Origin of the sequence: Cupriavidus oxalaticus, from assembly GCF_016894385.1 — a bacterium.
Classification (GTDB): domain Bacteria; phylum Pseudomonadota; class Gammaproteobacteria; order Burkholderiales; family Burkholderiaceae; genus Cupriavidus; species Cupriavidus oxalaticus.
Genome location: NZ_CP069812.1, coordinates 1,009,705 through 1,030,454, shown reverse-complemented (window position 1 = coordinate 1,030,454; position 20,750 = coordinate 1,009,705). Strand labels below are relative to the sequence as shown.

Genomic DNA, 20,750 nt, shown 5'->3' with positions numbered 1-20,750 from the left:
CGCCGGAGGCAGAAAGACCGGTCGATGGTATGAGCGTGACCCGGCAGGGTCTAGCCTGCGAACAATTCCTTACGTGTGACCCGCGCGCGCGGCACCGGGGCGACGCCGGGCGCACGTTGGCGTAACCGGCATGCGATGCGCACTGCGCTTAACCCGCAGGCGTCACATCAGCGGTGCCGCCACCGAGTGATGTCATCACCGCCATCAGCTGCTCGCGCAGCCACCGGTTGGCGCCGTCGTTCTCGCCACCCGCGTGCCAGTACAGGTGCAGTTCCAGCGTCGGAACCTTGAACGGCAGCGACAGCAACCGGTTGGCATAGGGCTCGTTGGCGATGCGCGCGTAGCGCAGCGGCAGCGTGGCCAGCAGGTCGGTGCAGCTGACCACGCGGCACGCGGCGGCATAGTGCTGGCAGCGCAGCCGCACGCGCCGCGTCAGGCCCATGCGGTGCAGCGCCTGGTCTTCCAGGCCGGCGCCGCGCCGGCGCGACGACACGTGCACGTGCTCGGCCGCGAGGTAGCGCTCCAGCGTGAGTTCCTTTTTCACCAGCGGATGGTCGCGGCGCGCCAGCACCACCATCGGGTCGTTCATGAACGGCGCGTGGTGGATGGCCGGCGACACCGGCAGCAGGATATCGATCGCGGTGTCGATGGTGCCGGCCAGCAGCTCGGACTCCATCTCGCGCCGGTCAAAGCGGATCGCGGCGATTTCCACGTGCGGCGCCATTGCCGTGACCCGCGCCATCAGCGGCGGCAGCAGCGTCGATTCCAGCGCGTCGCGCATGCCGATGGTGAAGCGCCGCACCGTATTGGTGGGATCGAAGTGCGGCGTGTCCTGCAGCGTCCGGGCAAACGACTGCAGCGCGCCGCGCACCTCGCCGGCCAGCGAACGGGCCAGCGGCGTGGGCGCCATGCCCTGCCCGCGGCGCTCGAACAGCGGGTCGTCGAACAGCGTGCGCAAGCGCCCCAGCGCATGGCTGACCGCCGGCTGCGTCAGGTTGAGCTGGCGCGCGGCCGCGGTGATGCTGCCTTCGCTGTAGATGGCGTCGAACACCACGAAGAGGTTGAGGTCGATGCGGGAGAGCTGCATGACGGCGATTCTGTCACGGAATGCAGGGAATTGATACTGCCAAATCCAGAAAATTCATTTTTCTAATTACTGTCTTTCAGATAGAGTGCATTGCATCGGCGAAGTCTGCCTGAACGACGAAGCCAACCGGCGCCGTTGCCCGCCATTGCCAAGGCGCGGCGCCCATCGATCCCGTAGCGAGGAGACCACATGGATTTCGAGTACAGCCCGAAGGTCAAGGAAATGCAGGCCAAGCTGCTGGCCTTCTTTGACAAGCACATCTATCCGAACGAGAAGCGCTTCGCCGAGGAGATCGACGCGAACCGCCGCGCCGGCAACGCCTGGATCCCGACCAGGGTGATCGAGGAACTCAAGCCGCTGGCGCGCGAAGCCGGCCTGTGGAACCTGTTCCTGCCGCGCTCGCCGCGCGCCCCCCAGGGCCTGTCCAACCTGGAATACGCCACGCTGTGCGAGATCATGGGCCGGGTGCCCTGGTCGGCCGAGGTCTTCAACTGCGCCGCGCCCGACACCGGCAACATGGAGACGCTGGAGCGCTATGCCTCCGAGGAGCTGAAGGACAAGTGGCTGGAGCCGCTGCTCGCCGGCGAGATCCGCTCGGCCTTCCTGATGACCGAGCCGGCGGTGGCCTCCTCCGACGCCACCAATATCGAATGCCGCATCGAGCGCGATGGCGACCACTACGTCATCAACGGCACCAAGTGGTGGTCCTCGGGCGCCGGCGATCCGCGCTGCAAGGTCTACATCGTGATGGGCAAGACCAATCCCGACGCCGGCCGCCATGAGCAGCAGTCGATGGTCGTGGTGCCGGCCGACACCCCGGGCATCACCATCAAGCGCTTCCTGCCGGTGTTCGGCTACGACGACGCGCCGCACGGCCACATGGAGATCGAGCTGAAGAACGTGCGCGTGCCGGCTTCGAACATCCTGCTGGGCGAAGGCCGCGGCTTCGAGATCGCGCAGGGCCGCCTCGGCCCGGGCCGCATCCACCACTGCATGCGCAGCATCGGCGTGGCCGAGCGCGCGCTGGAGCTGCTGTGCAAGCGCGCGCTGTCGCGCGTGGCCTTCGGCAAGCCGGTGGCCAGCCAGGGCGTGACCCAGGAACGCATCGCCGAAGCGCGCTGCGAGATCGAGATGGCGCGCCTGCTGACGCTCAAGGCCGCGTACATGATGGACACCGTCGGCAACAAGGTGGCCAAGGCCGAGATCGCGATGATCAAGGTGGTGGCACCGAACGTGGCGCTGAAGGTGATCGACTGGGCCATCCAGGTGCACGGCGCCGCGGGCGTGTCGAGCGACTTCCCGCTGGCCAGCTGGTGGGCGCACCAGCGCACGCTGCGCCTGGCCGACGGTCCGGACGAGGTGCACCGCAACGCCATCGCCAAGCTGGAACTGGCCAAGCACATGAACGTGAACCCGGACAGCATCAAGATGCCGGTGGCGCGCGGCTTCTGAGCGCCCGCCGCGGGGGCGCGCTCGCCCCTGACGCCAGCATGGAAACGCGCAGCCTGCCTGCGCGTTTTTTTCTTCTGTGCTTAAATCGCCCGGTTCGCCACGTCAGTGGTTGACGTGGCAGTCACCACGATCGCAGCCAGGGGAGCCATTGCGATGATCGACGTCTATACCTGGGCAACGCCCAACGGCCACAAGGTCCACATCATGCTGGAGGAATGTGGCCTGGAGTACAAGGTCCATCCGATCAATATCGGCGCCGGCGACCAGTTCGGCGAGGACTTCCTGAAGATCAGCCCCAACAACAAGATTCCCGCCATCGTCGATCCCGACGGCCCCGACGGCAAGCCGATCTCGCTGTTCGAATCGGGCGCGATCCTGCTGTACCTGGCCGGCAAGACCGGCAGGTTCCTGCCCGAGGACGTGCGCGGCAAGTACGACGCGCTGCAGTGGCTGATGTTCCAGATGGGCGGCGTCGGCCCGATGCTGGGCCAGGCGCACCACTTCCGCATCTACGCGCCGGAGCAGATCGAGTACGCGGTCAATCGCTACACCAACGAAGCCAAACGCCTGTACGGCGTGATCGACACGCAGCTGTCGAAGCACGAATGGCTGGCCGGCGACCAGTACACCATCGCCGACATCGCCACCTTCCCGTGGCTGCGCAGCTGGCAGAACCAGGGCGTCGAGCTGGACGACTACCCGAACCTGAAGCGCTGGTTCAACGAGATCGCCGAGCGTCCCGCGGTCAAGCGCGGCGTCGAGGTGCTGGCCAGCGCGCGCAAGGCGCTGCAGGACGACAAGGCGCGCGAGGTGCTGTTCGGCGCCACGCAGTACAAGCGCCACTGAAGGCCGGCCCGGGCATGGCCCCGGGCCGCCGCGGTGTTCACGCGGCCACCAGTGCCGGCGTGTCGGCCCGCTCCCTGGGCAGCCGTTCGGGGCACCGCGCGGCCTGGCCGGTCCCGCCTTCGTTTTCGCTCCCACGTTCGCCGTGCTGGCGCGGCGGCCCGAAACAGCACAGCAGCGCCGTGCCGGGCATCAGCACGTCGAGACGGCAGGTTTCATTCGCATCCGGCGCGTAAAGCGCGCCGGGCTGCAGGAACGCCGCCTCATCCGACTCGTCCGACTCGTCCGCCGCCGGCGCCTCCGGCCCGTGCCAGTACAAGCCTGCAGCACCGCGATAGCACAGCGCCCAGCGCAAGCCGCGCGCGCGCAGCCGCTGCGCCCAGTCGCCGCCCGAGTCATCAAGCTGGATGAACTCAGGCTGCATGCCTGACGGGCGTTGCAGCGCGGACCCGTCCGGTGATGCGCCAGCCATGCCGTCAGCGTCGTCCGCGCCCACCTTCCCCAGCGTGCCGCGACGCGCGCCAGCAGGCAGCCACACCGGCCCCGCGGCCACGTCCTGCGCCACCGCGCGCACCAAAATCGTATCGACCGTCGCACGGACCTGCATCGGCACGCCGGTGGCGGGCGCGAACAACTCGCCGCCGCCCGCCAGCAGGCTGCCGCGCCCGGGCGCCGACAGGCGCATCCCGCCGCGCAGGCAGGCCCACCACTCGGGCCGCTGCGCCACGAATTCGGGCTGGGCCTCTCCCGCGCGGAGAAATACGTAGTCGCAGGTTTCGCCAAGCCCTGCCGTGGCGGACAGCAAGCGCGACTGGAAACCGATGGTCAGGTCCGCCACCGCATGGTGGCCGGGGTGGAAGGCGCGCATCTGCGCCTCGAACAGCGTGAAGATCTGCATGGCAATTCCCTGGGCAGGGCGACAGGACGCGGTCATCCTGTCCGCGCAATGCGGCGCACGCGCGAACGCGTCGCGCCTGGCATCGCGCAGTGGTCCCGTCTGGCACGGCCATGCAAGCCGCCCGGTGTCATGCCATCGTGCCGCGCCATATGCACTGGCGCATCCCTTAATCCGCGGATCGGGCATCGATAGTGAGGGGGAGAATAAGTTGTCGTGGCCTCAAGGTCAAACCCTTAGCCTCAGAACACTCCGAACTTCCTACGATCCCATGACTACTCGACATCTCAGACTTTTCGGATTGCATCTCGCCTGGCTGCGCAAGCAGCGCGGCTGGTCCCAGGAAACGCTGTCGCTCGAAAGCGGTCTGGCGCGTTCCTACCTGAGCGGCATCGAAGGGGGCAAGCGCAACCTGGCGCTGATCAATATCTGCACGCTGGCCGAGACCCTTGCGGTCCCGCCGTCCGAAATGCTGGACTTCGCCCGCCACGATGCCAGCGAGCTGCAGGTGGAGCAGCCGCCGATGCCCTACGGCAACCGGCAGCAGGCAGCCATCGAGGCCACCGTGCGCCATATGGCCGAGCTCAACGAGCCCGAGCTGAACCTGGTGGCGGCGGTTGCGCGGGCCCTGGCAGGCAAGGGCAGCTTCCGTCCGCCGGTGAGCTATGTCAAACCCGGCGCCAGGGCGGCCGCGAGCGACATCGAATCCTAGACGCCGAGCATGCCCTGCCGTTCGATGAAGCGGATCACTTCGTCCAGGCCCTGTCCGGACTTGACGCTGCCCATCACGAACGGTCGGGCGCCGCGCATCTTGCGGGCATCGCTCTCCATCACTTCCAGCGACGCGCCGACGTACGGCGCCAGGTCTGTCTTGTTGATCACCAGCAGGTCGGACTTGGTAATCCCCGGGCCGCCTTTTCTCGGAATTTTCTCACCGCCGGCTACGTCGATCACGTAGATCGTCAGATCAGAAAGTTCTGGGCTGAACGTTGCTGCGAGGTTGTCGCCGCCGGACTCGATGAACACCACGTCGGCATCCGGGAACTTCGCCAGCATGCGGTCCACCGCTTCCAGGTTGATCGACGCATCCTCGCGGATCGCGGTGTGCGGGCAGCCGCCGGTTTCCACGCCCATGATGCGCTCCGCCGGCAACGCGCCGGAAATCGTCAGCAGGCGCTGGTCTTCCTTGGTGTAGATGTCGTTGGTGATCGCGACCAGGTCATAGCGGTCGCGCATGGCCTTGCACAGCATCTCCAGCAGCGTGGTCTTGCCGGAGCCTACCGGGCCGCCGACGCCGACGCGCAGCGGAGGGTTCTTCTTGGTACGGGCCTGGGTCATGGTGTGGTGTGGATTCAGGAACGGAACAGCCGGGAGTACTGCGTTTCATGGCGTGCGCAAAGCAGGCCCAGCATCGGGGAAAAGGTGGACAGCTGCGGCGGCGTGGCATCGGCACGGCGCGCGGCTTCGTCAACGGTTTGCAGTACCGCCGCATGCAGGCGGCGCAGCATGTGCTGCCCGGCAACCTGGCCCAGCGGCACCGCCTTGATCGCGGCGGCAACCTGGTTCTCGGCCCAGTTGAAGCAATAGGCGGCCAGGCCGTCGCGGGCGTCGACGTCCAGCGCGACGCAGGCTGCGGTGAAGGCGGTTGGCAGGCAGACCGGCGATAGCGTTGCCAGCGCTTCGCGCAATGCGGGCGTACCCCATTCCATCTGTGCAATCAGCTTCGCCAGCGACCAGCCCATCTGCTCGGTCTCGAGGCGCAGCTCCGAGGTTTCACGGGTGGCGTGGAACCAGTCGTTCCAGGCCCGCACTGCGGCCGTGTCGCCGGCATGCCAGTGGCGATGCAACAGCAGCCACAGCGGCGCTTCGCATTGGGCCTGGACGTGCAGCAGGTTGTCGCGGATCCAGCGCTCGGCGGTCATGGCGTCATGGATGCTGCCGGCCTCGATCGCGGCTTCAAGCCCTTGCGAATAGCTGAAGCCGCCGATGGGCAAGGCGGGCGATGCCAGGTGGAGCAGGGAGATGAGTTGGTGGAGGTTGGTCATGGTTACGGCCGCCGCTTAACGGCGGTGTGCTCCCCTCTCCCGCAAGCGGGAGAGGGGAGCACACCATCGGTACCTGAAAAGGCCGTAGCCTCGTCCGATCGCCGATGGTGTACTCCCTCTCCCGCTTGCGGGAGAGGGCCGGGGTGAGGGCCCGGCGCGTCGACGAAGTATGGTCCGGCCGCCTGCCCAGGCTTCCCCTTGCCCATGACCTTACCTAGTGTCCATGTCCACAGCTCTCGTCATGCACATGAGCTCCTTTGCCATGATCATGCGAGTGCGAGTGCGAGTGCGAGTGCGAGTGCGAGTGCGAGTGCCCATGATGCTCATGGAACACCGCCTGCGCCGCCGCATAGTCCTCCGCGAACGTGGCATCGTGCCCATGCTTGTGCCCGCCGCCATACGCCCCGGCCTCCGGCTCGAACGGCAGCTCCGCGCGCTCGGCGCGCACGCCCAGGCGCTGCAGCATATCGGCCAGCACGGGGTCATACTCCAGCCGCAGATAGTCGCGCCCGATCTCCACCGGCGTGTGCCGGTTGCCAAGGTGATACGCCGCGCGCATCAGCGCGTGCGGATCCTCCGAACGCACATCCAGCACGGCCTCCGCCGCGGCCTGCACTTCGACAAAGCTGCCATCTTCGGCCACCAGCAAGTCCCCGCCCCGCAGCACCGTGCCGCGCGGCAGGAACAGCGCGGCCTCGGTGCCGTTGTCGAGCACCGCGCGCAGGCGGCTCTTGCTGCGTTCGTTGAAAGGCAGGACCAGCTTGGGGGCACGGCACACCAGCACCGGCGCGATGCCGTGTGGGGCGCTCAGGAATTTGTCGATCTTCAGCATGCGCGATGCGGGGCGCGGGCCCCGGCGGTTCAGAACAGGAAATAGCGCTGCGCCATGGGCAGCTCGGTGGCCGGCTCGCAGGTCAGCAGCTGGCCGTCGGCGACGACCTGGTAGGTCTCCGGATCGACCGTGACGTGCGGTTGCCAGTCATTGTGCATCATGTCGCGCTTGCTGACCGTGCGCGTGCCGCGCACCGCCGACAGCGTCTTGGCGAGGTCGTAGCGCTCGCCGATATTGGCCGAAAGCGCCGCCTGCGAGACAAAGGTCAGCGAAGACCGGTGCAGCGCCCCGCCCGCCGACGCGAACATCGGCCGGTAATGCACCGGCTGCGGTGTCGGGATCGACGCATTGGGATCACCCATCGCCGCGGCAGCGATCATGCCGCCCTTCAGGATCAGGCTCGGCTTGACGCCGAAGAACGCCGGCCGCCACAGCACCAGGTCGGCCCACTTGCCGACCTCGACCGAGCCCACCTCGTGCGCAATGCCATGCGTCAGCGCCGGGTTGATGGTGTACTTGGCGACATAGCGCTTGACGCGGAAGTTGTCGTGCCCGCCGCGCGCATCATGCGGATCGCCGGGCAGCTTGCCGCGCTGCAGCGCCATCTTGTGCGCGGTCTGCCAGGTGCGGATGATGACCTCGCCGACGCGGCCCATGGCCTGCGAGTCGCTGGAGATCATCGAGAACGCACCGAGGTCGTGCAGGATATCTTCCGCGGCGATGGTCTCGCGGCGGATGCGGCTTTCGGCGAAGGCGATATCCTCGGCGATCGACGGATCGAGGTGGTGGCACACCATCAGCATGTCGAGGTGCTCGTCCAGCGTGTTCACCGTGTAGGGCCGCGTCGGGTTGGTCGACGACGGCAGCACGTTGGCCTCGCCGCACACCTTGATGATGTCCGGCGCATGGCCGCCGCCGGCGCCTTCGGTGTGGTACGTATGGATGGTGCGGCCCTTGAAGGCGGCGATGGTGGCTTCGACAAAGCCGGCCTCGTTCAGCGTATCGGTATGGATCGCCACCTGCGTATCGGTCGCGTCCGCCACCGACAGGCAGGTGTCGATCGCCGCCGGCGTGGTGCCCCAGTCCTCGTGCAGCTTCAGCCCGATCGCACCGGCCTCCACCTGCTCCAGGAGCGGCGCCTGCTGGCTGGCGTTGCCCTTGCCGAGCAGGCCGATATTCATCGGGTAGGCGTCCGCCGCCTGCAGCATCCGTTCCATGAACCACGGCCCCGGTGTCACCGTGGTGGCGAAGGTGCCCGTCGCCGGCCCGGTGCCGCCGCCGATCATGGTAGTGACGCCGCTCATCAGCGCCTCTTCGATCTGCTGCGGGCAGATGAAATGGATGTGGCTGTCGATGCCGCCCGCGGTGACGATCATGCCCTCGCCCGCGATCACCTCGGTGCCCGGCCCGACCACGATGGTCACCCCCGGCTGGATATCCGGGTTGCCGGCCTTGCCGATCGACGCGATGCGCCCGTCCTTCAGCCCGATGTCGGCCTTGACGATGCCCCAGTGGTCGACGATCAGCGCATTGGTGATCACCGTGTCGACGCAGTCCTTCGCCATGCGCTGGCTCTGGCCCATGCCGTCTCGGATCACCTTGCCGCCGCCGAACTTCACTTCCTCGCCGTAGATGGTGAAGTCCTTCTCGACTTCGATAATGAGCCCGGTGTCGGCCAGCCGCACGCGGTCGCCGGTGGTGGGGCCGAACATCTCCGCATAGGCCTGCCTGGAGATCCTTGCCATCACAGCGCTCCCATGATCTTGCCGTTGAAGCCATAGACGATGCGGTGGCCATCCAGCGTCACCAGTTCGACAGTGCGGGTCTGGCCCGGCTCGAACCGCACCGCCGTGCCCGCCGCGATATTCAGGCGGAAGCCGCGCGTGGCCTCGCGATCGAACGACAGCGCGGCGTTGGTCTCGTAGAAATGGAAGTGCGAGCCGACCTGGATCGGCCGGTCGCCGGTATTGGCCACCGTCACGCTGACCGTGGCGCGGCCGGCATTGAGTTCGATCTCGCCATCGGCGGGCATCAGTTCACCGGGGATCATTGTGTATCTCCTCAGGCCACCAGCAGGCCGGCACCGTACAGCGCCACGCCGGCGCCGGCCAGGCGGGCCAGCCAGCCGGCATGGCGGCGCAGCAGCAGCGTGCCGGCGCCGATGCCGAGCAGGTGCAGCGCCATGGTCGCAACGGCAAAGCCGCCGACGTAGGCCAGCACGGCGGGCAGCGCGTGGGCGGTGGCCGGCAGCTCCGCGCCATGCGCGTAACCGTGGAACACCGCAAAGCCGCCAACCAGCAAGGCGCCGGCCCACGCCGGCAGCCTGGCGCGCAGCGCCAGCATCAGCCCCACCACCAGCAACGACACGGCGATCATCGGTTCCACCGCGGGCAATGCCATGCCGGCCAGCCCGAGCGCGGCACCGGCCAGCATCAGCGCGACAAAGACCAGCGGCAGGCGCAGCGTATCGGCGGCCGAGCGTGCCACCAGCGCGCTCCACACGCCCACCGCCGCCATCGCCAGCAAGTGGTCGGCGCCAGTGAACGGGTGCGCCAGGCCGGCCCAAAGGCTGGCGCCGACGGTAGCGGCGTCATGGCCGGGATGCGCCAGCGCGGCGGTGGCGGCAACGGCGAGGGAGGTGCCCAGCGCAAGGCGCAGGCAGGCAGTGCGGGTCATATCGGTTCTCGGTTGGATTTGTTGTTCGAATCGGACGAAATCGGTCGCCCAGGCGCAGGCTCAGACGATGGGATGGTGCACGGTCACCAGCTTGGTGCCATCGGGAAACGTAGCTTCCACCTGGATCTCGGGGATCATCTCGGCGATGCCATCCATCACGTCATCGCGCGTCAGCACGGTGGTGCCTTCGTGCATCAGCTCGGCCACGGTGCGGCCGTCGCGCGCGCCTTCCATGATGGCGGCGGTGATCAGCGCCACCGCTTCCGGATAGTTGAGCTTGAGCCCGCGCGCCTTGCGCCGTTCGGCCAGCAGCGCGGCGGTGAAGATCAGCAGCTTGTCCTTCTCTCTCGGCGTCAGTTCCATCTCTTGTTCCTTGTCTGTCTTGCTGTCCGTTCGCGGTCCTACGTCGCCCACAGCCGCAGCGGCCGCGCCACCACGCCGTGCATCGGCTCGCGCAGTGCGCTCCAGCTGTCGACCATCACGTGGCGCACGGCTTCCATCTGCCGGCCGAGCACGCGCACCAGCAGCATCGACTGGCCATGGGCCGCCACGCAGGTCACGCCAGCGCGCAGTTCCGGACCGTAGGGCAACCCTTCGGCCAGCGCTTCCGCCAGTTCCTGCGTGGCGCCCTCGCCCACCGCCCACAGCGTGCCCAGCACATTGAGTCCGTCGAGTCCCGCCACCGCGGTGCGCAGCGGCGAATCCGCATCGAGATGCGACTGTTCGATCCACAACGCGCGCTCGCCGGCGCCGACGCGGGTATCGAGCCACAGCGCGCCACGCGCCCATTGCTCGCCCGATGCCTGCCGGCCCAGCACCACGGCATCCCAGCCGATGGCACTGCCGCCCGGCGCGACGTCCAGCACGGTGGCAATGCGCGCGCGCGCATCGTCGAACACGATGTTCTCCTGCGGCAGCCAGTCCAGCCGCGCCCCCGCGCCGACCGACAGCCGCACCTGCTGCGCCGCGTCGCGGCCGAGCGACTTGTACCACTTGGTGGCGCCGGGCGTGGCCAGCACCGCGTGTGCGCCGGCTTCGACCGTCACCTCGATATCCAGGCTGTCGCCGCCCGCCACGCCTGCCGGCGGATGCAGGATGACGGCATGGCAGATGCCGCCTTCGGGATAGAGCGGCTTCTGTACCAGCAGCGGCCCCTGGTGGCGGCGCTCGACCAGCGCGGTGCGTTCGCCGCGTTGCGCAAAGCGCAGCCGCAGGCTGGCCTGCCATGCGGCGGGCACGGCGAGTGACGAAGGAAAATCGGGATGACGCATGGCGTGGCAAGGCCGGCGGCGGGCGCGCGATGGCGGGGGTTGCAGGCAATCATAGCGCGCCGCCTGCCCGGACGGAAAGCGGCGTGCGATGCGCATTCCCCATCCCCCCTTACACGGCGATCAGCTCCCGTACGCCGTCCTGCTCCATGCTGGCCCCGGCACCGCGCGCGACCACCTCGCCCCGGCTCATCACCACATAGTGGTCGGCGATATGGCGCGCGAATTCGTAGTATTGCTCGACCAGCAGCACCGTCATGCCGAACTCGTCCACCAGCAGCCGCAGCGCGCGGCCGATGTCCTGGATGATCGATGGCTGGATGCCCTCGGTCGGCTCGTCGAGGATCAGCAGTTGCGGTTCGCTCATCAGCGCCCGTCCGATCGCCAGTTGCTGCTGCTGGCCGCCGGAGAGGTCGCCGCCGCGGCGCAGCCGCATGGTGCGCAGCACCGGGAACAGCTGATAGATGCGATCCGGCACGCCAGAGGGCCGCGCGCGGCTGGCGGCACCGATCAGCAGGTTCTCCTCGACCGTCAGCCGCGGAAAGATCTCGCGCCCCTGCGGCACATAGGCCAGCCCGGCGCAGACGCGCTCATACGGCGCCTTCTTCTCCAGCGGCTTGCCGTCCCAGTGGATGCTGCCGCTGCGCGTCGGCACCACGCCCATCAGGCATTTCAGCAGCGTGCTCTTGCCTACACCGTTGCGGCCGAGCAGCGTGGTCAGCTTCCCCGCCGGCACGTCGAACGAAACGTTGCGCAGGATATGGCTGCCGCCGTAGAACTGGTTCAGTGCATTGACCTGCAGCATGCCTATCTCCCCAGGTAGGATTCGATCACGCGTTCGTCGCGCTTGACGCTGTCGAGCGTGCCTTCGGCCAGCACGCTGCCCTCGGCCAGCACCGTGACCTTGCCGGCAGCGCCGGCCAGCGCGGCCACGAACTCCATGTCGTGCTCCACCACCATCATCGAGCAGCTGCCCCGCAGGCCGTTGAGCAGGCTGGCGAGCTGCGTGGTTTCCTCATCGGTCATGCCCGCCACCGGTTCATCAAGCAGCAACAGCTGCGGCTGCTGCATCAGCAGCATGCCGATCTCCAGCCGCTGCTTCTGCCCGTGCGACAGCAGCCCGGCGGGCCGGTACGCCTCGTCCTCCAGGCCGGTCAGCGCCAGCGTCTCCTCGATGCGGCGATGGCCTGCGCCGGTCAGCCGCGCGCGCAACGACGACCACCAGCGCTTGTCTGCCTTCATCGCCAGTTCCAGGTTCTCCCACACCGCGTGCTGCTCGAACACGGTCGGCTTCTGGAACTTGCGGCCGATGCCGACCTGCGCGATGCGCGGCTCGGTCATCCGCATCAGGTCGATGGTCTGGCCCAGGAACACACGCCCGCTGACATTGGCGTTGCGCGGCCCGGTCTTGCCGGTGATGACATCCATCATCGTGGTCTTGCCAGCGCCGTTGGGGCCGATCACGCAGCGCAGCTCGCCGTGATCGATCGACAGGTTCAGCGTGTTGAGCGCGCGGAAGCCGCCGAACCGCACGGTCACGTCTTCCAGGTAGAGGATCGGTCCATGCGACACATCGATGGTGCCCGGCTCCAGCACCCGGCCCAGCCCGGTGGCGTCGCCGCTCTCGGCCTGGCCGTGTTCGAGTGCGGCGTTCATGCTTCACCTCCCGTGCGGCCCGCAACCGCCGGCGTGGAAACCGGCTCGGGCACTGATGATGCAACGGCGGAAGCGCGGCGCTCATGCAGGCGTTCATGCAGGCGCTCATGCATGCGCTTCCACAGGCCGATCACGCCGTCGGGCAAGTAAAGCGTCACCAGCACGAACATCGCCCCCAGCAGGAACAGCCAGTATTCGGCGAAGTGGGCGGTGAAGAGCGTCTTGGCACCGTTGACAAGGAACGCGCCGATGACCGGCCCGATCAGCGTGCCGCGCCCGCCCACGGCCACCCACACCGCCATCTCGATCGAGTTGCCGGGCGACATCTCGCCCGGGTTGATGATGCCGACCTGCGGCACGTACAGCGCGCCGGCGATGCCGCACAGCACGGCCGAGAAGGTCCACACGAACAGCTTGTAGCCGAGCGGGTTGTAGCCGGAGAACATGACCCGCATTTCCGCATCGCGCACCGCCGTGACCACGCGGCCCAGCTTGGACGTGACGATGTAGCGGCAGGCGACGAAGCCGCCCAGCAGCGCCAGGAAGGTCAGCACGAACAGCGCCGTGCGCGTCTGCGGCGCGGCGATGGCAAACCCTGCGATGCGCTTGAAATCGGTGAAGCCGTTGTTGCCGCCGAAGCCGGTCTCGTTGCGGAAGAACAGCAGCATCGCCGCATACGTCATCGCCTGCGTGATGATCGACAGGTACACGCCCTTGATGCGCGAGCGGAAGGCAAAGAAGCCGAACAGCCACGCCACCACCCCCGGCACCAGCACCACCAGCAGCAGCGCGTAGCCAAGGTGGTCGGTGCCATGCCAGAACCACGGCAGCTCCTTCCAGTCGAGGAACACCATGAAATCCGGCAGGTCGCTCTTGTACACGCCTTCGCGCCCGATCGAGCGCATCAGGTACATGCCCATGGCATAGCCGCCCAGCGCGAAGAACAGGCCATGGCCGAGGCTCAGGATGCCGCAGTAGCCCCACACCAGGTCAAGCGCGATCGCCGCCAGCGCAAAGCACATGATCTTGCCGACCAGCGTCAGCGCGTACGCCGACAGGTGCAGCGGATGGCCCTCCGGCACCAGCAGCGCGCACACCGGCACGCCGATGCCGACGATCACGGTCAGCGCCAGCAGCGCCATCCAGCCGCGCGGCGAAAACAGCGACTGGCGCTCGGGTACGGCGAGCCGGAACGGGGCCGCGGAAGAATTCGGTTGGAATCGCTGCATCATGCCTCCGCGCTGCGCCCCTTGAGCGCGAAAAGTCCCTGCGGCCGCTTCTGGATGAAGAGCACGATCAGCACCAGGACAAAGATCTTGGCCAGCACCGCGCCATAGAACGGCTCGATGAACTTGTTGATGATGCCCAGCCCGAACGCACCCACGATGGTGCCGGCCAGCTGCCCCACCCCGCCCAGCACCACCACCATGAATGAATCGATGATGTAGGCCTGGCCCAGGTCGGGACCGACATTGCCGATCTGCGACAGCGCGCAGCCGCCGAGCCCGGCGATGCCGGCACCGAAGGCAAAGGCGTAGCTGTCGACCTTCCACGTGCGCACGCCGACGCAGGCCGCCATGGTGCGGTTCTGCGTGGTGGCGCGCACGAACAGCCCCAGCCGCGTGCGGTTGAGCACCGCCCACGCCACCGCCACCACCGCCAGCGCGAACAGGATGATGACGACGCGGTTGTACGGGATCACCAGCCCCGGCATCCATTCGAAGCCGCCGCTCATCCATCCGGGATTGGCGACCTCCACGTTCTGCGCGCCGAACAGCGTGCGCACCGCCTGCATCAGCAGCAGGCTGATGCCGAAGGTGGCCAGCAGCGTTTCCAGCGGGCGGCCATACAGGTGGCGCAGCACCAGCCGCTCCAGCACGAAGCCCACCACCGCCGCCGCCAGGAACGACGCCGGCAGCGCGGCGGGCAGGTACCACGCGAACGCATCCGGTGCATAGGTGCGGAACAGCGTCTGCACCACATAGGTGGCATAGGCGCCGATCATCAGGAACTCGCCGTGCGCCATGTTGATGACGCCGATCAGGCCATAGGTGATGGCCAGGCCCAATGCAGCCAGCAGCAGTACGCTGCCCAGGCTCAGGCCGGCGAACAGGTTGCCGATCAGTTCCGCGCGGCGCTGGTCGCTGCGCAGCTGGTCCAGTGCCTGCTGCGCGGCCAGGCGCACGTCCGCATCCGCCTCGCGGTAGTTGCCGGTGCTGTCGCGCTCGACCAGCGGCGCCAGCTTCTGGCGGCTCTGCGGGTTGCTGTCCCTGGCGAGGATGCGGATGGCATCGAGCCGCGCATCGCGGGTGGCGGCATCGGATGCATCGGCCAGCACGAGGTTGGCCCAGATGACGTCGAGGCTGGCGCGCAGGCCGGCATCTGCCTCGTTCTTGCGCGCGGCTTCCACGGCGGCGAGCGAGGCGCTTTCGGGCTGGTCGCGCAACGTCGCGATGGCCTGCGCGCGCACCGCGATGTCGGGCGATTGCAGCAGCAGGCTGCTGGCGGCGCTGTCGACCAGCGCGCGCAGGCTGTTGTTCAGGGTCAGGGATTCGAGTTCGTCCGGCTTGACCGTGACGGGCTTGCCGGTGATGGCATCGACCACCTTGTCGCCATCCTGGCGCACCATGCCGGCCGACGGCGCATATTGCAGGGTGTCGTCCTGCAGGGCCTTCAGGATCGGGCCGGCTTCGGCGGGCGCTGCCTTGGCCAGCGCGGACAGCGCGGCGGTCTTGGCGTCGAAGTCGTCTTCGGCCAGCGGCTTCAGGTCGGCCTGCGTCAGCGCGGTGGCCCACGGCGCTGAGGCCAGCAGCAGCACTGCCAGCAAGGCGCGCAGCCAGGGCATGGCGGTTCGAGATATCGGATAGCGCATAGAGGCTGGCAGAAGCGAAAGTGTTGGCAGACTGGGTGTTTGCTCCCCTCTCCCACTGCGTGGGAGAGGGGTTGGGGGTGAGGGCCGGCGTTTATGACGAAGTGAGTGCCGTCGGATCTGCCAGCGCCCGCCCTCACCCCCGGCCCCTCTCCCGCAAGCGGGAGAGGGGAGAAACCGGCAGGTAGAGACTGCCTTACATCACCTTGTCCGGCTTCCCTTCATTCCCGGCGATGAACGGGCTCCACGGCTGCGCGCGCACCGCCTTCGGCGTCTTCCACACCACCGAGAACTGCCCATCGCCCTTCACTTCGCCGATCATCACCGGCTTGTACAGGTGGTGGTTCTCGCCCATGGTCAGCGTGAAGCCGTCCGGCGCCTTGAAGGTCTGGCCGTACATCGCCGCGCGCACCTTGTCGGTATCGGTGGTGCCGGCCTTCTTCACGGCCTGCGCCCACATGTGGATGCCGACATAGGTGGCTTCCATCGGGTCGTTGGTCACGCGCTTGTCGCCGCCCGGCAGGTTGTTGGCCTTGACCCACGCCGCCCACTGCTTCCTGAAGGCGTCGTTCTGCGGATTCTTGACCGACATGAAGTAGTTCCATGCCGCCAGGTGGCCGACCAGCGGCTTGGTGTCGATGCCGCGCAGTTCTTCCTCGCCCACCGAGAACGCCACCACCGGCACGTCCTTGGCCTTCAGGCCGGCATTGCCCAGCTCCTTGTAGAACGGCACGTTGGAATCGCCATTGATGGTCGAGATCACCGCGGTCTTGCCGCCCTGCGAGAACTTCTTGATATTGGCGACGATGGTCTGGTAGTCGCTGTGGCCGAACGGGGTGTAGACCTCTTCGATGTCCTTGTCGGCAACGCCCTTGCTCTTCAGGAAGGCGCGCAGGATCTTGTTGGTGGTGCGCGGGTAGACATAGTCGGTGCCAAGCAGGAAGAAGCGCTTGGCACCGCCGCCTTCCTTGCTCATCAGGTATTCCACTGCCGGGATCGCCTGCTGGTTGGGCGCGGCGCCGGTGTAGAAGACGTTCTTCGACATTTCCTCGCCTTCGTACTGCACCGGGTAGAACAGCAGCGAGTTCAGTTCTTCATAGACCGGCAGCACCGACTTGCGCGACACCGAGGTCCAGCAGCCGAAGGTCACCGCGACCTTGTCCTTGCTGACCAGCTGACGCGCCTTCTCGGCGAACAGCGGCCAGTTGGAGGCCGGGTCCACCACCACCGGCTCGAGCTTGCGTCCGAGCACGCCGCCGCTCTTGTTGATCTCGTCGATGGTCATCAGGGCCACGTCTTTCAGCGACGTCTCCGAGATGGCCATCGTGCCGGACAGCGAGTGCAGGATCCCGACCTTGATCGGTTCCCTGGACTGCGCCATGGCCAGCGGGCTGGTACCGATCATTGCCGCGGCGGCGATGGCCGACAGCTTCAGCATGTCACGTCGTTGCATTTGCAGCTCCCGTTTGTGGTGTTAGTAGGGACACGCTCCCCGGGGTGATGCATCTGCAACTAGCGTGCCATCGGTTTTGAGCGGCAACCCGGCTGCTACGCGCGGCGCGCATGGCTTCACCGGGTCGTGGGAAACCATCGCGCACCACGAGCGTGCGGCGCGAGTCGGCACTGAGACGGTGCAACGGGACAAATGGGAGCAGTGACGGTGCATGGTGTCCGCGAGCGGGTCGCGGCCATGCGCCAGAATCGGTCGTGTCGTCCGCTGCCGGTCGGCGGCGCACTGCGCAAGGGGAAAAGGCGCTGAAGCGTACGCGGCTTGCCAATGGCGACAATCCACGCGGAAGTAAGCAGTCTTTTAAACCCGAATTGGATGACTGTAAATCGGTACAACCATCCATTAAGACAGGCGCGCGGCCAACCTACGGTAAGAGGTAGCCGCCGTCCACCCCGCCATGACGCGGCAGCCGATCGCGCCAGGCGCCGGTCGGCACAAGAACGCGGGTCCACACAACCAGAGAGAAGCCATGCCGTTATCCGAAGATCAGACGGCGTCAACCGCCGTCCCGCAATCGTCGCTCCAGGCCTCGTGCTCACCCCGCCGCAAGGGCATCCTGGCCCTGGCCGTCTTCACCCTGGCGCTGGGCGCATGCGGAGGCGGCGACGACCCGCCACCGGTCGTCACCACGCCGCCGGCCACGCCCTCCGGCTGCGAACTCGACGGCAGCACCGGCGGCCAGGCCGTGGTGCTGCCCGGCGATCCCAGCGCGCCCGAGCAGGCCACCGGCTACGCGCCCAAGGCGACGGTCTACAGCAAGACCTATATGGCGGTGACCAACAACCCGCTCTCGACCAAGGTCGCCTGCGACGTGCTCAAGGACGGCGGCACCGCCGTCGATGCCGCGGTCGCCGCGCAGATGGTATTGAACCTGGTAGAGCCGCAGTCTTCCGGCATCGGCGGCGGCGCCTTCATCATGTATTACGACGCGGCGACCAAGGCCGTGACCGCCTACGATGGCCGCGAGACCGCCCCGGCAGGCGCCGACGAAAACTACATCCAGTGGAAGTCCGCGTCCGACCAGACCGCGCCGGCGCCCAGCGCGGTACGCAGTGGCCGCTCGATCGGCACACCCGGCACGCTGCGCGTGCTCGAACTGGCCCACAGCGAGCACGGCAAGCAGCCGTGGAAGGCGCTGTTCTCGCCGGCCATCAAGCTGGCCACGGACGGCTTCGCCATCCCGCCGCGCATGGCCGCCGCGATCTCCGGCACGACCACGGTGGCCAATATCCAGCGCGATCCGGAGATGGCGGCGTATTTCCTGAATCCCGACGGCACCCCGCGCGCGGTCAACACCATCATCAAGAACCCGGCGCTGGCCAATGTGTTCAGCGCCATCGCCTCTGACGGCGCCGACGCCTTCTACAAGAACGGCCCGATCGCCCAGGCCATCGTCGCCAAGATCCAGACCACCTACGACGGCAACACCACGCCGGGCGTGACCACGCTGGACGACCTCGCCAACTACCAGGCCAAGAAGCGCACGGCGGTCTGCACCACCTATCGCCAGTACGAGATATGCGGCATGCCGCCGCCCTCCTCCGGCGGCATCGCGGTGGCGCAGATCCTGGGCATCGTCGAGAACTTCGACATGGCCAGCCATGCGCCGACGCTGGTCGACCAGAATGGCGGCCGGCCCAGCGTGCTGGGCGCCCACCTGCTAGGGGAAGCCGGCCACCTGGCCTATGCCGACCGCAACAAGTACGTGGCCGACACCGACTTCATCGGCCTGCCGGGCGGCGGCTGGGACAGCATGCTGAACAAGCCCTACCTGAGCCAGCGCGCCAGCCTGATCAGCACGACCGGTGTGCTGACAACGCCGGTGGCGGCTGGCAACCTGGGCGACGTGCCGCTGTCGCCGTCGTCCGTGGAGGAGCGCGGCACCACCCACCTGTCGCTGCACGACAAGTACGGCAACGTGGTGTCGATGACCACCACCATCGAGTCGGGGCTGGGGTCCTACCACATGACCAACGGCTTCCTGCTGAACAACGAGCTGACCGACTTCAACGCCGCGCCTTCCGTGGACGGCGTGCTGGTCGCCAACCGTGTGCAGCCGGGCAAGCGGCCGCGCAGCTCGATGTCGCCGACGCTGGTGTTCAAGCGCAATGCCGATGGCTCGCGCGGCGACTTCTACATGACCACCGGGTCGCCGGGCGGTGCCACCATCATCCAGTACGTGGCCAAGACGCTGGTCGCGTCGCTGGACTGGGGCATGGACGCGCAGCAGGCGGTGTCGATGATCGACTTCGGCGGCTCCAACGGCGCCGCGGGATCGCCCATGATCGTCGGCGGCGAGCATCCCAACGTCGACACCAGCGTGCCGTCCGGCGGACTGGCGGGCGACAACGACCCGCTGGTCAGGGGGCTGCGCGACCTCGGCCACACCGTCAACATCAACGCGCAGTCGAGCGGCCTGAGCGCGATCATCCGCAGCACCATCGGGGGCTCGGCGGTGCTGGTGGGCGGCGCCGACCCGCGCCGCGAAGGCGTGGTGCTGGGCGATACGTTCAAGCCTTGATGCGGTAGCGGCAAATAAAAACGGGGTCCCTTACGGGACCCCGTTCTTTTGATGCCAGGACAGCAGCAGTCCTTACATCGGCATCATGTTGGCGTTCAGGTTGTACATGATCCACAGCGAACCGGCCACCACGATCACCAGGATCAGTGCCGTGAACAGCAGCGCGATCACGTTGCTGCGCTGCTCGGACGACGAATCCAGATGCAGGAAGTACTTCAGGTGGACCAGGATCTGCACCGCCGCCATGCCAAGGATGATCCAGAGGATCGTGCCCTTGTCCATGGTGCCGTCCATCACGAGCTTGAACGGAATCACGGTCAGGATCACCGCCAGCACGAAGCCGATCAGATACGACTTGAAGCTGGCGTGGGTGCTGCCATGCGAATCGTGTGCGGCGTGCGCGGCGTGCGAGTCATGGGCGCCGTGCGCCGCGGGTGCGTTGTGTTGTGCCATCACAGATGTCCCATCAGGTAGACCACGGTAAACACGCCGATCCAGACCACGTCCAGGAAGTGCCAGAACAGCGACAGGCACATCAGGCGCTTGCTGAGCGTCGGGGTGATGCCCTTCTTGCCCAGTTGCCACATCAGCACGATCATCCACAGCATGCCGCTGGCGACGTGCAGGCCGTGGGTGCCGACCAGCGTGAAGAACGACGACAGGAACGCGCTGCGGCCCGGGCCGGCGCCTTCGGCGATCAGGTGGTGGAACTCGTTGATTTCCATCGCCATGAAGGCCGCGCCCAGCAGGAACGTGACGCCGAGCCACGTCTGCACGTGCTTCAGGCTGCGGTTCTGCAGCGAGATCATCGCCATGCCGTACGTGATCGAGGAGAACAGCAGGATGAAGGTCTCCACCAGCACGTAGTTGAGCTCGAACAGCTCCTTCGCCGACGGCCCGCCCGCCAGCTCGCCGCGCAGCACGGCGAAGGTGGCGAACAGCCCGGCGAAGATGATGCAGTCGCTCATCAGGTAGATCCAGAAGCCATACACCGTATTGGCACTGGTATCGTGGTGCGCATGGTCATGCGCGTCGGCGTGGGCCGAGGCGCCGGCCTGCGCGGGGATGCGGTCTAGGACTTGAGTCGACATGGTTC

At 67.2% G+C, this 20,750-nt stretch carries 21 protein-coding genes; 4 read left to right on the top strand and 17 right to left on the bottom strand.

Translation table 11 applies throughout. The features are described 5' to 3' along the window. Positions 1-148: 148 nt before the first annotated feature. Positions 149-1,087 (bottom strand): LysR family transcriptional regulator, encoded by a 939-nt coding sequence (locus JTE92_RS17095; RefSeq protein WP_063241508.1) that lies wholly within the window; start codon positions 1,085-1,087, stop codon positions 149-151. A gap of 189 nt (positions 1,088-1,276) precedes the next feature. On the opposite strand from JTE92_RS17095, the gene JTE92_RS17090 reads away from it, so the two are divergent. After that, the gene (locus JTE92_RS17090) at positions 1,277-2,539 is read left to right on the top strand and encodes an acyl-CoA dehydrogenase family protein (protein ID WP_063241507.1); all 1,263 of its coding nucleotides are present in this window, start codon (positions 1,277-1,279) and stop codon (positions 2,537-2,539) included. Positions 2,540-2,692: 153 nt separating this feature from the next. After that, entirely contained in the window at positions 2,693-3,385 is a 693-nt protein-coding gene (locus JTE92_RS17085) for a glutathione binding-like protein (protein ID WP_063241506.1), read from the top strand. 37 nt (positions 3,386-3,422) lie between these two features. Here the strand turns inward: JTE92_RS17085 and JTE92_RS17080 are convergent, their stop codons facing one another. Further along, entirely contained in the window at positions 3,423-4,280 is an 858-nt protein-coding gene (locus JTE92_RS17080; protein ID WP_063241505.1) for a hypothetical protein, read from the bottom strand. Between the two features lie 268 nt (positions 4,281-4,548). Between JTE92_RS17080 and JTE92_RS17075 the strand changes: the two genes are divergently transcribed. Next, complete coding sequence (locus JTE92_RS17075) at positions 4,549-4,989, top strand: helix-turn-helix domain-containing protein (protein WP_063241504.1); 441 nt, start codon at positions 4,549-4,551, stop codon at positions 4,987-4,989. Here JTE92_RS17075 and ureG read toward each other — a convergent pair. The 13 genes from ureG to urtA form a co-directional block, all read right to left on the bottom strand. Beyond that, a complete protein-coding gene (gene ureG / locus JTE92_RS17070) occupies positions 4,986-5,615 on the bottom strand; it encodes an urease accessory protein UreG (protein WP_063241503.1) in 630 nt (209 codons plus the stop codon). The genes JTE92_RS17075 and ureG overlap by 4 nt on opposite strands. Before the next feature lie 14 nt (positions 5,616-5,629). After that, positions 5,630-6,322 carry an urease accessory protein UreF gene (locus tag JTE92_RS17065; RefSeq protein ID WP_063241502.1) on the bottom strand — a complete coding sequence of 231 codons (693 nt, stop codon included), beginning with the start codon at positions 6,320-6,322 and terminating at the stop codon, positions 5,630-5,632. Positions 6,323-6,536: 214 nt separating this feature from the next. Then, entirely contained in the window at positions 6,537-7,154 is a 618-nt protein-coding gene (ureE, locus tag JTE92_RS17060; RefSeq protein WP_063241501.1) for an urease accessory protein UreE, read from the bottom strand. Between the two features lie 29 nt (positions 7,155-7,183). After that, complete coding sequence (gene ureC / locus JTE92_RS17055; protein WP_063241500.1) at positions 7,184-8,899, bottom strand: urease subunit alpha; 1,716 nt, start codon at positions 8,897-8,899, stop codon at positions 7,184-7,186. Further along, the gene (locus tag JTE92_RS17050) at positions 8,899-9,204 is read right to left on the bottom strand and encodes an urease subunit beta (RefSeq protein WP_063241499.1); all 306 of its coding nucleotides are present in this window, start codon (positions 9,202-9,204) and stop codon (positions 8,899-8,901) included. Before JTE92_RS17050 ends, ureC begins: the two co-directional genes overlap by 1 nt. A gap of 11 nt (positions 9,205-9,215) precedes the next feature. Next, entirely contained in the window at positions 9,216-9,830 is a 615-nt protein-coding gene (locus tag JTE92_RS17045) for a HupE/UreJ family protein (protein WP_063241498.1), read from the bottom strand. A gap of 60 nt (positions 9,831-9,890) precedes the next feature. Beyond that, positions 9,891-10,193: an urease subunit gamma gene (locus tag JTE92_RS17040; protein WP_018005472.1), complete on the bottom strand. Its 303-nt coding sequence runs from the start codon at positions 10,191-10,193 to the stop codon at positions 9,891-9,893. Positions 10,194-10,231: 38 nt separating this feature from the next. Beyond that, on the bottom strand, positions 10,232-11,101 hold the full coding sequence (locus JTE92_RS17035) for an urease accessory protein UreD (protein ID WP_063241497.1): 870 nt from the start codon (positions 11,099-11,101) through the stop codon (positions 10,232-10,234). A gap of 109 nt (positions 11,102-11,210) precedes the next feature. Further along, positions 11,211-11,903, bottom strand: a complete 693-nt coding sequence (gene urtE / locus JTE92_RS17030) for an urea ABC transporter ATP-binding subunit UrtE (RefSeq protein WP_063241496.1) — start codon at positions 11,901-11,903, stop codon at positions 11,211-11,213. A gap of 2 nt (positions 11,904-11,905) precedes the next feature. Further along, positions 11,906-12,754, bottom strand: a complete 849-nt coding sequence (gene urtD, locus JTE92_RS17025; protein ID WP_063241495.1) for an urea ABC transporter ATP-binding protein UrtD — start codon at positions 12,752-12,754, stop codon at positions 11,906-11,908. Then, entirely contained in the window at positions 12,751-13,983 is a 1,233-nt protein-coding gene (gene urtC / locus JTE92_RS17020; RefSeq protein WP_063241494.1) for an urea ABC transporter permease subunit UrtC, read from the bottom strand. Before urtC ends, urtD begins: the two co-directional genes overlap by 4 nt. Further along, complete coding sequence (gene urtB / locus JTE92_RS17015; protein WP_084254790.1) at positions 13,983-15,626, bottom strand: urea ABC transporter permease subunit UrtB; 1,644 nt, start codon at positions 15,624-15,626, stop codon at positions 13,983-13,985. Before urtB ends, urtC begins: the two co-directional genes overlap by 1 nt. A 193-nt stretch (positions 15,627-15,819) precedes the next feature. Further along, positions 15,820-17,076 (bottom strand): urea ABC transporter substrate-binding protein, encoded by a 1,257-nt coding sequence (gene urtA, locus JTE92_RS17010; protein WP_063241492.1) that lies wholly within the window; start codon positions 17,074-17,076, stop codon positions 15,820-15,822. A 526-nt stretch (positions 17,077-17,602) separates the two neighbouring features. On the opposite strand from urtA, the gene JTE92_RS17005 reads away from it, so the two are divergent. Continuing rightward, a complete protein-coding gene (locus JTE92_RS17005) occupies positions 17,603-19,654 on the top strand; it encodes a gamma-glutamyltransferase family protein (protein WP_063241491.1) in 2,052 nt (683 codons plus the stop codon). Between the two features lie 72 nt (positions 19,655-19,726). Here the strand turns inward: JTE92_RS17005 and cyoD are convergent, their stop codons facing one another. Further along, positions 19,727-20,107, bottom strand: coding sequence for a cytochrome o ubiquinol oxidase subunit IV (gene cyoD, locus JTE92_RS17000; protein ID WP_063241490.1), 381 nt, complete (start codon positions 20,105-20,107; stop codon positions 19,727-19,729). Beyond that, positions 20,107-20,745 carry a cytochrome o ubiquinol oxidase subunit III gene (cyoC, locus tag JTE92_RS16995; protein WP_063241489.1) on the bottom strand — a complete coding sequence of 213 codons (639 nt, stop codon included), beginning with the start codon at positions 20,743-20,745 and terminating at the stop codon, positions 20,107-20,109. The genes cyoD and cyoC overlap by 1 nt, the downstream gene beginning before the upstream one ends. Positions 20,746-20,750 lie beyond the last annotated feature (5 nt).